Annotated in this window: 7 protein-coding genes; 3 read left to right on the forward strand and 4 right to left on the reverse strand. The window is 63.1% G+C overall.

Annotation, left to right across the window (positions count from 1 at the left end; translation table 11 throughout):
• The first annotated feature begins 102 nt into the window (after positions 1-102).
• The gene (locus tag ACIQJ5_RS13905; protein WP_402844817.1) at positions 103-1665 is read left to right on the forward strand and encodes an alginate lyase family protein; all 1563 of its coding nucleotides are present in this window, start codon (positions 103-105) and stop codon (positions 1663-1665) included.
• 13 nt (positions 1666-1678) lie between these two features.
• Here ACIQJ5_RS13905 and ACIQJ5_RS13910 read toward each other — a convergent pair whose 3' ends face one another.
• Positions 1679-3184, reverse strand: a complete 1506-nt coding sequence (locus tag ACIQJ5_RS13910; protein ID WP_231091554.1) for a sugar transferase — start codon at positions 3182-3184, stop codon at positions 1679-1681.
• Between the two features lie 69 nt (positions 3185-3253).
• Complete coding sequence (locus ACIQJ5_RS13915) at positions 3254-4420, reverse strand: nucleotide sugar dehydrogenase (protein ID WP_231091555.1); 1167 nt, start codon at positions 4418-4420, stop codon at positions 3254-3256.
• A gap of 62 nt (positions 4421-4482) precedes the next feature.
• Here ACIQJ5_RS13915 and ACIQJ5_RS13920 point away from each other — a divergent pair, with 62 nt between their 5' ends.
• On the forward strand, positions 4483-6834 hold the full coding sequence (locus ACIQJ5_RS13920) for a glycosyltransferase (protein WP_402844819.1): 2352 nt from the start codon (positions 4483-4485) through the stop codon (positions 6832-6834).
• Positions 6835-6914: 80 nt separating this feature from the next.
• Here ACIQJ5_RS13920 and ACIQJ5_RS13925 read toward each other — a convergent pair whose 3' ends face one another.
• Both ACIQJ5_RS13925 and ACIQJ5_RS13930 read right to left on the reverse strand, forming a co-directional pair.
• Complete coding sequence (locus tag ACIQJ5_RS13925) at positions 6915-8747, reverse strand: ABC transporter ATP-binding protein (protein ID WP_402844821.1); 1833 nt, start codon at positions 8745-8747, stop codon at positions 6915-6917.
• Positions 8731-9585, reverse strand: coding sequence for an ABC transporter permease (locus ACIQJ5_RS13930; protein ID WP_231091557.1), 855 nt, complete (start codon positions 9583-9585; stop codon positions 8731-8733). Before ACIQJ5_RS13930 ends, ACIQJ5_RS13925 begins: the two co-directional genes overlap by 17 nt.
• A 281-nt stretch (positions 9586-9866) precedes the next feature.
• Here ACIQJ5_RS13930 and ACIQJ5_RS13935 point away from each other — a divergent pair, with 281 nt between their 5' ends.
• Complete coding sequence (locus ACIQJ5_RS13935) at positions 9867-12293, forward strand: glycosyltransferase (protein ID WP_402844822.1); 2427 nt, start codon at positions 9867-9869, stop codon at positions 12291-12293.
• The last annotated feature ends 2360 nt before the right edge of the window (positions 12294-14653 follow it).

Consider the following 14653-nt stretch of genomic DNA (forward strand, 5'->3'; position numbering starts at 1 on the left):
GCTTCAGACAACTCCTCGTCCGCGCATAGGGAATGCGCGGGAGGAGCGATCGACGTCGGTCGTTCTCGGGCATAGTCTGACGTCGAGTCAGCGGAGGTGGCCATGCAACGCCGATCGAGTCAGCGGCCCCATCGCGGCACAGCGATCGTGATCGCGTGTCTCATCACGGCCACGATGCTCGTCGGCGGGGTCCTCGGTGCCGTGGCGCTCACCGACGGCCAGGGCGGCACACCCCGAGCCGGTGACGCTTCGGCGTCCGCGAGTCCCGCATCGTCCGGTGCCGTCTTGCCCTCGGCCTCCGCGTCTCCGTCGAATCGGGCGGATCGCGCCCTGGATGCGCTGCGACCCGTGGTCTCGGCCGCCGGCTTCGTGCATCCCGGAGTGTTCGTGAATCTCGCCGAACTGAAGGCGACACGAGACCACATCAACGCGGGAGACCAGCCCTGGACCGATCTGTTCCACGGGCTGGAGACATCGAAGTTCATCAGGCGCGGCGCCCCAGACTTCTCCGCCTTCGCACCCGCAACCGACCCGCGCGTGGGGGCACCGGCGTGCAGTACGAGCAACCCAGCGGGCTGCGTGTCGTACTGCGGGTCATTCAACGTGCCCAACGTCGGCTGTACACAGCAGCAGGACGATGCTCGCGCCGTGTACGCCCAGTCGCTGATGTACGCCTACACCGGCAACGCGACGTACGCAGAACGCGCGATCGCGATTCTGAACAGCTACGCGGCACATTTTCGGGGGAGCTTCGGCTCCAACGGCCCCTTGATGACCGCGTGGACAGCCGAGCAGATGATCCGTGGCGCAGAGATCCTCCGATACACCTACACTCCGTCCGCCGGCGGCCCGACCTTTGACGTGGCGCAGTTCAGCGCCATGCTTCGCACGACGATCATCCCCACACTGAGAGGACCGGGCTACGCCGGCAAGAACGGAAACTGGGGACTATCGGCAGCCGATGGGCTGATGAACACCGCCGTTTTCCTCGATGACCGAGCTCTCTTCGAGCAGGCTGTCGGCATGTGGCGAGACGACACCCGCGCATACATCTATCTGTCGAGCGACGGTTCGGAGCCGATTCCGCCGGCGAGTGCATTCGGGAAGGTCTCGAATCCGCCGCTGTTGGCTTGTCGGTGGCTCTCGAACAAGCCGAGCGCGTGCCTCACGCATCCGCAGACCGATCCGCACCTCGTCGCCCAGAACGGCCAGAATCAGGAGTCCTGTCGTGATTTCGGGCATGCATCAATGGGCCTTGCCGCAATAGTCAATGGTGCCGAGACAGCGTGGATCCAAGGCACGGACCTCTATCGCGAGGAGCAGCAGCGCATCATCACCGGATACCTGTACACGGTGCAGATCAGCCAGAACATCGCGGCGCAGGGCTGGCCTCAAGGATTCTGCGACGGAGCAGCTGAGGGCGGTATCGATCCGTCATTGCAGGAACTTGCCGCCGATGTGTTTTACAACGCTTATGCCGTTCGCCTGGGGCAGCGACTCTCGCCCATCGCCATCCCGGGCTATCCCACACCACCTGCCCGTGAAGACCCCGTCGAGGCCTTCATCCAGGCACACCGAGTGGGGCGGGACTTCGCTCACAATGTCACCGCGTGGGAGGCTCTCACCCACTATCACTCCAGCGTGTCGGTGCCGAAGAAGCAGTGACAGGTGACGTGCGTCAGTGGGCGGTCTTGCCCGGTGCGACGACGGCCTTGAACGTGCGGAACAGGATCTGCAGGTCCTGGGCGAAGGACCAGTTCTCCACGTAGTACAGATCGAAGCGGATCGAGTCCTCGGCGGAGAGCTTGGACCGACCGCTCACCTGCCACAGCCCGCTCATCCCCGGCTTGACGAGCAGACGTCGCTCGACGCCCTCCTCGTAGAGCGCGACCTCCGAGGCGACCTGGGGACGCGGGCCCACGAGGCTCATGTTGCCGCGGAGAACGTTGAACAGCTGGGGCAGCTCGTCGATGGAGTGACGACGGATGAACTTGCCCACCTTGGTGATGCGGGGGTCATCGGCAACCTTGAAGAACGGCTGTCCCGCGGTTCCCTGCTGGTCGAGCAGTCCCGGAAGCTGGGCATCCGCGCCGGGGACCATCGAGCGGAACTTGAGCACGTGGAAGGTCTTTCCGTGGCGGCCGACACGCTCCTGGGCGTAGATCACGGGCCCCGGGCCCTCCGCGCGGATCACGATGGCGGTGACCAGCATGACGGGCAGAGCCAACACGAGCATGACGCTGCCCGCGACGATGTCGAACGTGCGCTTGACCACCCGGCGATAGCCTTCGAGGCGGGGGAAGTCGACGTGCACCAGCGGGAGGCCCGCGACAGGCCGGGCATGGATACGCGGACCCGCCACATCGGTGAGCGCCGGCGCCACCACCCAGTTCACGTCTCGATCCGCCATGGCCCACCCGAGCCGGCGCATGGTGTTCGGGTCGAGCTCGTCGCTTCCGCCGACGATCAGGGTGTCGGCTCCGGTGCGGTCCACAGCACTGACGGTGTCCTTCAGTGCACCGAGCACCGGTACGTCACCGATCTGCGACGGTGTGCCGTCTGGAGTGATGGCCCCGACGATCACGTAGCCGCTGACCTTGATGCGACGGATCTGCCGGGCGATGTGCTGGATCTTCGCCTTCTCGCCCAGCAGCACCGCGCGGAACACGAAGGTGCCGTTCCACTGGCGCTTGCGCAGCCATTGCCGCCACAGCCAGCGGCTGAGCAGCAGTCCGAGGAGACCTGCCGGCAGGACGATGACGAAGAGCGCGCGCGTCACATCGATGCGGAGGAAGAACGCCAGGGAGATCACGACGGCGAAGACGAAGACCGTGGCGCTGATGATACGGCGGTACTCGACGACGCCGTCGCCCACGATGTGACGATCGCGTGTTTCGAATGCCTCCAGGCACACCAGCCACAGCACAGCGACAAGCAGGAGCGGAACAGCGTAGGGCAGCTTGGGGCCGCCGGGCCAGGCGAGGGTGCTGCTGCGCAGTCCGAACAGGCCGAAGGCGGTCAGCAGCACCGTGATCACGATGACGTCGGTGACGAAGAGACGGCGCGCGTAGCGCATCGCCCATTTCGTTGCACGTCGCGGTGCCAGCGGTTCCGCGCGTGCTGAGGCGATGGCATTCGCGTCCGAGTCCTCGGGCTCCACGGTCACGAGCTGCTCCGTGGACATGCACCACACGCCCGCAGCGATCTGCGCTGCCGGTTGCGTGGGGGGTGCACGGGGGGTGTCATCTGCCTGTCAGTCGCGACCGTAGATGTCGCGGGTGTATACCTTCTCGACCACGTCGGCGAGCACGTCGCTGGACCGGTTGGCCACGATCACGTCGGCGCGCTGCTTGAACTCCTCGAGATCGCTGACCACCTCGGAGTGGAAGAACTCCGCATCCTCGAGGGTGGGCTCGTAGACGATGACCTCGACGCCCTTCGCCTTGATGCGCTTCATGATGCCCTGGATCGACGACGTCCGGAAGTTGTCGGATCCGGCCTTCATCACGAGGCGGTAGACGCCCACCGTGCGGGGGCCGCGAGACAGGATGTCCTCGGCCACGAAGTCCTTACGGGTGCGGTTGGCGTCGACGATGGCCGTGATGAGGTTCTGCGGCACCTCGGAGTAGTTCGCCAGCAGCTGCTTCGTGTCCTTGGGAAGGCAGTAGCCACCGTAGCCGAACGACGGGTTGTTGTAGTGCGATCCGATGCGCGGGTCGAGCCCGACGCCCTCGATGATCTCGGGGCTGGACAGGCCGTGCACGGCGGCGTAGGTGTCGAGCTCGTTGAAGTAGGCCACGCGCAGGGCGAGGTAGGTGTTGGCGAAGAGCTTGATCGCCTCCGCCTCGGTTGCGCCGGTGAGGAGCACGGGAACGTCTTCGTCGATCGCGCCCTCGACCAGCAGATCTGCGAACTGGCGTCCGACCGGTCCGCGGTCGCCCACCACGATGCGCGACGGGTGCAGGTTGTCGTAGAGCGCGCGGCCCTCCCGCAGGAACTCGGGGGAGAAGATGATCGTGGCCCCGGGGTGCGCGCTCGTCATGCGCTCGGTGAAGCCGACGGGAATGGTCGACTTGATGATGATGGCGGCGTCCGGGTTGATGGCGAGCACCTGATCGATCACCGATTCCACCGACGACGTGTCGAAGAACTTGGTGACCTCGTCGTAGTTGGTGGGTGTTGCCACGACGACGAACTCGGCGTCGTGGTAGGCGGCGGCGCCGTCGAGCGTGGCGGTGAGGTTCAGCTCGCGAGTGGCGAGGTACTCCGTGAGCTCGGCGTCGACGATGGGGGAGATCCGCTGGTTCAGCAGGTCCACCTTGTGCTCGTTGACATCGACCGCGATGACCTCGTGGTGCTGTGCGAGGACGACGGCATTCGAGAGACCGACGTAGCCCGTGCCGGCGATCGCAATCTTCATAGGTTCCAGGATAGACGTGCCCGATACCAGATCCGGATTACCGGACGCCTAGAATCGGTGTGGTGAAGCCGGTTCCCGTTGTCTCGATCGTCATGCCGGTGTTCAACGACGAGGCGACTCTCGCCGCGTCCATCGAGAGCGCGCTGGCCCAGACGCTCCCCGACGTCGAGATCATCTGTGTGGATGATGCATCCACGGACGGGACCGCCGCGGTGATCGCCGACTTCGTGGCGCGGGACCAGCGGGTGCGGCTTGTCCAGCAGGAGCGCAACCTCTCGGCGTTCCAGGCTCGTCGGGCGGGCATCCTCGCCGCCGAGGCCGATTACGTGCTGTTTCTGGATGGTGACGACGAGCTGGTGCCCCATGCCGCCGAGCGTGCGCTCGCGGTGGCGCGCGAGAGCGATGCGGATCTCGTCGGGTTCGGCGTGACGGTCATCGACAAGAACGGTCACACCGGCGGATCGTACGAGCGCCGCTTGCAGCCGCGACACGAGCGCCTGGACGGCGCCTTGGCCGTGCTGGAGGGCCTCTTCCCGCTGGGGACGCCCGCGCAGGGGCAGCTCTGGCGATTCCTGTTCCGCACCAGCGTGCTGCGCGACGCGTACGCCGAGCTTCCCGACGACCTCGTATTGCCTCGTGTCAACGACCTGCCGCTGATGTTCCTGGTGGCGGCTCTCGCCACACGCTACGTGTCGATCGAGGAGAAGCTGTACCGCTATCACTTCGGCCGCGGTGGGAGCGGGCAGGTGGTCGACAGCATCGAACGCGCCGAGTTCTACGTCTCGGCGATCCGGTCGATCGACAGCATCCATGCCGCTGTGGATGCGCTCGCCCCGCGGCACGCGGATCCACAGGCCCTCCGGGACGCCTATGAGTCGGCGCGACTGTCGATCGTCGGCTACGTCACCTCGCAGCTGATCGATCGCAGCGACAGCACGGTGCTGGATGCGGCGCTGGCTCACCTGCACGAGGTGGCGTCCGCACACGACATCATCCAGGGCGCCGCGCGTTTCTACCCCCGAGTGCTGACGGTGCTGAAGTTCCATACCCCGTGGCAGCCGGTGGGCCATCGACCGGTGCGCAGCGTGCTGCTGGCGACGTCGACCCTCAGGACCGGAGGCGTCTCCGCTGTTCTCGCCTCGCAGGCGCACTATCTGCGTGAGGCCGGCTACCGCGTGACCGTGGTGGCACGAAGCAAGGGCAGCGACACGAAGGCGGTCCCGCCGGGCGTCGAGTTCGTCGAGCTCGAGGCGCGAGAGCTGGTGGACCGCATGCAGGAGTGGGCGGACATCTGCCGGGAGCGCGAGATCGATGTCGTCATCGATCATCAGGTGCTGTACACGAGGTACTGGCCCGAGTTCGCCCTGATGGCGAGGTCGGAGGGCGCTGCCACCGTGGGCTGGCTGCACAACTTCGTGGGGCGACCGATCTACGACGGCAACGATCGACTCTCGCTGATTGAGCAGTGCAGCAACACGCTGGCGCAGCTCATCACCCTGTCACCCCTGGACGTGGCGTACTTCACGCTGCGCGGGGTGGAGCATGCCGCGTTCGTGCCGAACCCGCCGTCGCCCATGCTGCAGGCATCGGTGGCCCAGCAGGTGACCAAGGTGCCCCCGGCCGGGCACATCGAGCTGGTGTGGTGGGGGCGTCTGGAACAGCGCACGAAGCAGGTCACCGAGCTCATCGAGATCGGCGTGCAGCTGCGCAAGCTGTCGGTGGACTTCCGGTTGACGGTGATCGGGCCCGACTGGGACACCCTGACGGCCAAGAAGTTCAACGCCGAAGCGCGCCGCCGCCGTGTGGGCGAACAGGTGGTGGCCATCGGCCCGCGACACGGCGACCAGCTGGTCGCGGCGATCGACGCGGCCGATGCGTTCGTCTCCACGAGCATCATCGAGGGGTATCAGCTCACCATCGCTGAGGCGCAGGCGCGCGGCCTACCCGTCTTCATGTACGAGCTGCCCTGGCTCACCCTCGTTCAGGATAACGACGGAGTCGTGGCGGTGCGACAGGGCGATGCCGCCGGCCTCGCCCGTCAGATCAGCGAGGTCCTCGCTGACCCGCAGCGCTACCGCGAGCTGTCCGACGCCTCGGTGAAGGCCGCCGGCCAGGCCCTTGCCTATGACTTCGCCGCGCTCTACACCGGCGTAGTGGAGGGGACGCTGCCCCCCGAGTTCTCTCCTGCGCCGACCCTGGAGGATGCCCAGCAGCTCCTCGGGCTCATGGTGTTCTTCGCCGAGCGCGCCCCGCGCCGCGGACGTGAGCAGACGACCCAGGGTGCGGTGGATCAGTCTTCACTCGGCGTGCGCGTGTGGCAATCGGCGGCGCCACTCGGACGTGCCACTCTGGAGCGCGTCCCGGGGCTGCGGCCCCTCGCGCACCGCGCGAAGGGGTGGCTCCGCGCGCGCTGAAAGGCGCGGCTCGTGCTCGCCGCATCACATCCCGTGTAGAGCGCGAAGGGCTGGAGACGGGCGCGACCGCATTCGCGCCGTCAGGGAGCGTCGCCAGTCGTACCCTCTGTCGGGGGTGGGTCAGTCGGCTCGGTTGTCGGGCCGACTGTGGGCTCTGTCGTTGGCTCGGTAGGGATAGTCGGTTCGGTCGTTGGGACGCTGGGCGAGGGAGAGGGCTCCGCGGGCGGCTCGCTGACCACTGGTGGTATCGGCTCTTCCGTGGGCTCCGCCGGGGGCTCCTCAACTTCCTCAGGGGTCGTCTCAGGCGCTAGTTCGCGGGTCACCGTCACCGTCGATGTCACCTGCTGCCCGCCGGCGTTGGTGGTGACCAAGGTGTAAACCGTTGACTCGTTGGCGCACGGGAACACCACCGGCTGGGAAGGAACCGCGAGCGATTGATCGGTCAAGAGGAACTCTGTCGACGCGCCGTCCGCTGTCGCGACAGCAACCGACACAGATGTTGCACCGCTTACGTTCCAGATCAGGCTCACCTCCGTCGATGAGTCGACGGATTCGCAGAATGCGGTGGGAGTGGAGGAAGTGAACTCATTGATCACCGGCAAGACCGGAACAGCCGAAGGTGTCGGAGATGAAGTCGGAGGGGCCGAAACTGATGCCCTAATCTCCGTAAGCGCGCTGCGGTCCGCCTGGTTCGCCGCTACGGAGATTGCTGCTCCTGCGGCCGCCGCGAGCAAAATCGCCCCACCTGTGAAGGAGAACGCCGCGATACGACGGCGTGACTTGGTGCGCTCCGCGGCAAGGTATCGCGCGCGACGAGCGCTGCTACGCGGATTCGTAGCGGCCGTCGAGACTATCGCGGTGGGACGGGTGCCAGTTGCAACGCCGCTCGCCATGCGGATTGAATCGGTGCGCGTCCGCGCAGGCTCCCCCCGCAGCGGCTCATTCGTTAGTGCGGTGGAGCGAACTGAATCGCTGTTCGTAACGGCATTGGACCCGCCGCCGGCAGTATCGTCGGCAGCGGCAGCGGCAGCGGCAGCGGCAGCGGCCCTCTTGGCAGCTGCGCTCAGGCGGCGCGGCTTAGCAGCGGACGGCGCTGCGCCGACAGCGATACTCCCCGGGTTCTTGGTCCATCGCACATACTCATCGATTACATCACGTGCCGCCCCATCCGCGCGTAGCTCTCCCTTATGCACCCACAGAACTCGTTCACATGTGTCTCGCAAGGAACTCACGGAATGGCTGACAATCATGACCAGGCCAGCGCTGTCCCGGAGCTCTCGGATTCGTGCTTCGCTCTTCGTGCGGAAGCGTCGATCCCCGACGGAGAGTGCCTCGTCAATCAGCAGGATCGAGTGGGATTTAGCCGAACCGATGGCGAACTTTAGGCGGGCGGCCATCCCGGAGGAATAAGTCCGCATTGGATGACTTATAAACTCGTTGAGTTCGGCAAATTCCGCAATAGGGCCGACCTGTGCTGCCGCCTCCTCTTGAGTGAAACCCATTGCTAGAAGGCCCAGCTTGATATTGTTCTCGCCCGAAAGTTCCGGCATGAGGGCGGCGTTTACTCCCAGAAGCACTGGTCTGTCTGCGGCCCAGATCCTCCCGCTGGTGGTCGGCAAAAGGCCGCTCATCGCGCGGAAGAGCGTGGATTTCCCAGACCCGTTGTGACCAATCACGCCGATCGACTCGCCGCCGGCGGCGCTAAAGGTTATACCGCGAACAGCCTCAACAGTTTGCAGACCCCGGCCGCCACGCATTGCTTTTAGGCTGAATGCGCTGTCGCTGGCGTTCGACTGCTTTCCAGACGCGTACACTCTATAATGAACGTGCGCGTTATCGACCACCATCAGTGGGTGACCCAAGGTGCTTTCGTCCGCCGACCTCCCGGCAGTGTGATCAGTCGCTGAGGCCATAGCGAGCCTCCGCTTTCCAGAATACGAGCACGCCTGCCGCAAGTGCGAGAATGGCCCACACTGGCGCGGCAATGAGAGCCAACAAAGGTGCCGGATGATCGTTGAGCATCACATCGCGGACCAAAGCGATGAAGTCATACGTCGGCACGAGGTGTGCGATCGTGAGGATGGCGGGCTGGTCCGCGAACACTTGGTCCAACTGGAAAAAGATCGAGCTTGCGTAGAACAAGACCCGATTGACGATGGGAATTACTTGTTGCACATCCCGCGCCCACACAGATAGTCGGGCAGCAATAAGAACGACTCCGAAATTAAAGATCGCCATGAGCAGCAGTACAAGGGGCAGTAGAAGCCATGACCAGCTCACTCCGACACCAAAGATTGGTAGGAGGATCATGAGCAAGACAAAAATGGGGACGACGCGTAGTGTTTGCTCCATGACTATGGAGATTGGCAAGAGAATGCGAGGGAAGCCGAGACTCTGAACAAGGCGAGCATTCCCAGTGATTGCCTTTGATCCACTGCCGACGCAACCGGTGAAGTACTGAAACGTGAAAACGCCGGTGATCAGGTAAGGGACCCAATCATCCGGTCGGGCCGCGTTAGAGAGGATCGCGCCGAAGATGGTTCCATAGATTGCTGCCGTGGCGAGGGGCCTCAGGATCAGCCACAAAAACCCTAGTCGGTTCTTGAGGAGGTCGCTGGATAGACGGTACTTGGCGAGTGTCCAGGCGAACGAGCGTCGCTGCCAAGCCTCAGCCACGTAGGGGAAGAATGGCGGGCGTTGCCCCACCTCCACGAGCCCCGGCGCCGGAGGCTGCGGACGTACGTCTTCCACCCTGGCTCCGCCTTCCGAACTTGATCCTCGAAGGGCGTGATCGCCCAACGTGTGCACGGCGTACGTGTACACAATCTGACCCAGCATACTGCGCCATGCTGTGTGCATCGGCACGGAGGTCTCGGGGCGAGGCGCAGTTGGCCGACCACGGCGCTGGAACGCGAGCGTCTCGGCCGCGTGGATCGTTGCTGCGTCTTGGGAGGGCATAGAATCGCGAGGTGGGGGTTGGTGGGAAGCCGGCGCTCACCGCACCGATTCCGCCCAATCTCCCGGAGCATCCTATGTCTCTTGCCCCGCGCCTCACGATCGTGATTCCGGTTCACAACGACGAGAGCACAGTTGCAGGCGCGCTTGACAGCTGCCTCGTTCAGACAATGCGGAATATCGAGGTTATCTGCGTGGATGATGCCTCGACCGATGGCACTGCCCGCGTCCTTGAGGAGTATGCGGAGCGGGATCCTCGTGTGCGTGTGATCCGGCAGAGCTCGAACAAGTCGGCGTTTCAGGCGAGAAGGGCCGGAATCCTAGCCGCGCAGGCCGAGTATGTGCTCTTCCTTGACGGGGATGACGAGCTACTGGACACAGCGGCTGAACGTTCGTTGGCTGTGGCGGAGGAACACAAGGCTGACTTGGTCGGATTCGCCGTAGAGGTAGTCGGAGCCGACGGAAGGACGGTGGGTGGCTACCAGGAACGTCTGAAGCCGAAGTTCACAGAGCTGTCAGCCGCTGGCGTGCTCCAGGGTCTCTTCCCAGTAGATAAACCAGCTCAGGGCCAACTTTGGCGTTACCTCTTCCGAACACAGATTGTGCGGGAGGCTTATGCGATGCTGCCCGCTGATCTCGTTCTCCCACGAGTGAATGATCTTCCCCTCCTCTATCTCGTGGCGGCTCTTGCACAGAAGTTCGTTTCTGTTTCCGAGCGTCTTTATCGCTACCACTATGGACGCGGCGGAAGCGGTCAAGTGGTGGATACGATGGCCCAGGCGGAGTTCTACGCTGATGCTATTCGTTCTATTAGTAGTATCGAACCCGCCGTAAGGCTCATAGCTCGAAAGAGTAGTGATCCTGCTGAGCTTATGGACAACTATGAATCAGTACGGTTGTCGATTATTGGCTACGTAACAAGTTACCTCCTCGCGCACACTACGAGTGATCTGATGCCTCAGATGCTTGACCATCTTCATACTTGTACCCCTGCGCTTGATCTTGCAGTCGCCGCCGTCCGCTTCTATCCGTCGAATCTTCCTGCTCTCAAAGAGCACAGCAAGCCAGTCGACTTGAAGTCTAAGAACGTCCGCAACGTCCTGCTCACAACGAGAGCGTTGACTACTGGAGGCGTCTCGGGTGTGCTTCTCGCGCAGGCGAATTTCCTCATGGCGGCTGGTTACAACGTGACTATTGTGGCGCGCCGGTTTGGCAGCGAGCGAAATCTCGTACCCCAAGGTGCACATTTCATTGAGATGGGAGGAAGTGGCCTTCCTGACCGCCTTGCTGAGTGGAGTGAGATCTGTCAAGACTTCCACATTGATGTCGTTATCGATCATCAAGTTCTCTATAGTCGGGACTGGCCCGAGTATGCCCTAGTGGCACGCGGCCTGGGTGTGGCGACGATTGGGTGGTTGCACAACTTCGCAGGTCGGCCAATTTACGACCTCAATGGCCTACATGAGCTACTGAAGGCGAACGCCTCGCTACTGGAGAAGCTCATTTCGCTGTCTCCATTGGATGTCGCATTCTGGAAGCTCCGCGGGGTTTTGAACAGCGCATATGTTCCGAATCCACCCTCCCCGCTGCTCATGGAGTCGGCACGTATATCCCGCCCTAAAAAGTTGGCGAACGAGCGTTTGGAGCTGGTGTGGTGGGGGCGGCTTGATGAGCACACAAAGCGCGTTTCCCAGCTGATCGAGGTTGCTGCACAATTGCGGAAGCTCTCGGTCGATTTCCAGCTCACCGTCATCGGCCCAAAGTGGCAAGACTGGACTGCCACGCGCTTCAACGCTGAGGTGAGAAGACGGCGCCTGCACCACTTCGTCAGGGCTGTCGGGGAGCGCCGTGGTGAGGAGCTCCTAGCGGCCATTGACTCGGCGGATGCATTCGTCTCCACGAGTATCATTGAAGGTTATCAACTGACTATCGCAGAAGCGCAGATTCGTGGCCTCCCGGTGTTCATGTACGAACTTCCGTGGTTGACACTCGTGCAAGATAATGACGGCATTGTTGCCACGCCCCAGCAGAACCCGGCCGGCCTCGCTCAGGCAATTGCCGCGGTATCACGTGACCCTGCTCGGTACGAGGCGCTTTCGCGGGCGTCGATCAGTGCGGCCAACCGCGAGATTGCTTACGATTTTTCCCAGCTTTATCAGCAAGTCGTAACTGACACGCTTCCGGAGGAGTTCTCACCCGAACCTACATTCGAAGATGCGCGCAGGCTCTTGGACCTCATGATTTTCTATGCGGAACGCGGCGCTGATGAGCAGTCCAACGGGAAAGCTCAGGTGTCGAAATCGAAGCGGACGAATGGGAAGGGGCGTGTGTCTAGTCGCACGCCTCGGAGGAACAGCGACCTGGGGTCACCTAAAGGCATGTCCATCGGCTCGCGCGCTTGGCGAGCTGCTGCCCCTGTGGGGCGAACCGTGCTTCAGGTATTTCCCGGCTTGCGCCCGCATGCCCATCGAATCAAGCGCGCGATCATTCTGCGACAGAAGTAACGTCGGATGTCCTGGGCTCAGTCAGCGACTGAGCCCAGGACATCATGGATTCTGCTCGAGAGAGCGATCAGCTCTGCGCGGGAGCGGTTCATCGCGGAAGCGAGGGTGGGAAGCTCTGTCTCGAGCCGCGATTGCCGGTCGTTGAAGGTTGAGTGGTGTCCTGTAAGAGCCCCGACGCCCGCGGTCGTAAGTAGGCGGATGATTTTCTGAGGATCCGCAGCACTTCCGAGTGGATACGCACCTTCCGTCGCCCCCATAATGAGTGCGTGGGCTCGGTCACTCACGACCGCCAGCGACTCGCGGTACACCTGTCGAACGTGCTGATCAAGGTCCGAATGGCTTGTGGAATTCGCAACTAGATACTGGCCACCGAGCGCCTCGGCTAGACGTACCGCCAGCGGGGCGTCACGTGCGACCTGTGCCACCGTCACTATCTGAGTCGAAGTGCGGGCGGCGAGACGCCGAACCGCTGTGAACCAAGTATCCGAGGGCCAGGGGCGATCAAACCGCAATGTCACCGCGAGGCGATGACGGCCTGCATCGGGAAGCCATGTCGACGGCGCGCTGCCCAGCGCAAAGGCCCAATCAGGGGCATGCGTCCCGAATCCTGCAGCCTCGGCTGACCCTTGGTCCCGCCAAGACATGATCGAAGCATCACGGAGAGCGATATCGAAGTTAACACGGCTTGCGTTTGACGGGTCCTTCAATCCGAGCCCGGCAGCAATCACCACGCCCCCTCGCTTCACCGTGTCCCTCAGTTCGACGGCGCGTCTGGGGTGGGGATAGGCACGATCAACGACTGGGTTGATCTCTCCTGCGTTCACAACGTACACGGGCCTTGCAACCTTCCGGCGTGCGGCTAGCCACGCACGCCGGGACTCATAGACCACGTCGTCAGGCTGTAGTGGCATGGCACTCAGGTAGTCCGATGTCTGTCCCTCAAGTAGGACGTGCAGGCGTTGCTGCGGAGCGCGGAGTGCTTGGAGGAGTCCGACCCGAAGTGCTGAGTCTCCAAGGTTGTCATCCTGCCCCGCCGGGTGAATGAAGACGTGCTGCATTCCAAGCCTCTCGTGCTGTGAACCTTGACTATATTATGGTTGTCGTGGAGTCTCCTAACGCTCAAGCCCGGTCGGCACGCGACCTCACCGTCCACTTCACTCATCGTCCGCCGGCTCCTGTACTGCGATATGTGGACGAGGTCGTGGGGGAGTCGAATCCGGGCCTAACCTTCAGATACTCACAGGGGGTACTGACAAGCTTCGACGTGGACGTCGTGCACGTCGTGGATTCGAGCCTCGACACCCTCATCGGGACCGCTGACGCGAGCTCTCGCCAGCGGCTGTTGGCGACATGGGCCTTCGTGCGTAATCTCCGCAAACATCGAATCGCGCTGGTGCGAACGGTCGATGGCACTGATCAACGTGACCAGAGGAGCCGGTCGGATCGGATCGCGTCTGAACTGCTCGACCGGGTCACGAGCGCCTTCATTGTGCGCGACGCGTTCACACAAACTCCGGCACCTGCGCGAACACACCTCATCCCGTACTCCGAGTTTGGTGAGAGGTTTGTGGGCTACCCCGGCGCGACTCAGGTGCCGGGGCGTCTGCTCTGCATCGCGCGTGGATTCCTTCCATCGTCGGCTGTGGGCTTGCTCCAGCTGATTCGAGTCACGAACACACCGGGTCTCACGATTCGGTTCGTAGCGCCCGCGCATCGCCTCAGTGCAACGAAACTCAAAGGAGCTGAGGCGCGACGTTCGAAGCTGATCTCGACGCGCTTGGAGCGAATTTCGGACGGAGCGAGGATCCAAGAAATTGATGCCGCCGAGCTTGTGGTTCTACCTCGCGCGCCTCACACACCTCACGATCTACAGATCCTATTCCTAGCCCTCTCTCGCCGACGCCCCGTCCTCACTCCGCGAACTGAGGCGTTGGCGGAGCTCTCAGACGAGATCGGAGTCGGGTGGCTGCACCTAACGGACGGACCGATCACCGCGGAGGCGATCGACTTGGCAATCGACTTTGGACGTGCCACCGAGCGTAGCGGTGCTCCAAATTTGGAGGGGCGTAGTCTGGCATCGACGCGCGCGGCGTTCGCGCAGGTGTTCGAGCGCGCAGCCGCTACGAAATCTGTCAGGGCGCGCTCGCGCTCGCGATCCTGATCCGCATTGATCAGCCCTGGGGCTTTCGCGTGGTTGTCGTCGGACCGCTGGGGAGAATCGGCGCTTGGGCGTAGCCGAGTCGATGACAAGCGCCTACTGAGTACTGGCTAGGTGCCTACTCTGCCACTCGCGTCTAGCGAGCCTGACGCGAAGATTTCCCAGATGGCTGGCGTCTATGCGTCGGTTGCTTTAGCTGGTG

The sequence above is a fragment of the Microbacterium sp. GXS0129 genome (assembly GCF_044769785.1).
Lineage (GTDB): Bacteria > Actinomycetota > Actinomycetes > Actinomycetales > Microbacteriaceae > Microbacterium > Microbacterium nymphoidis.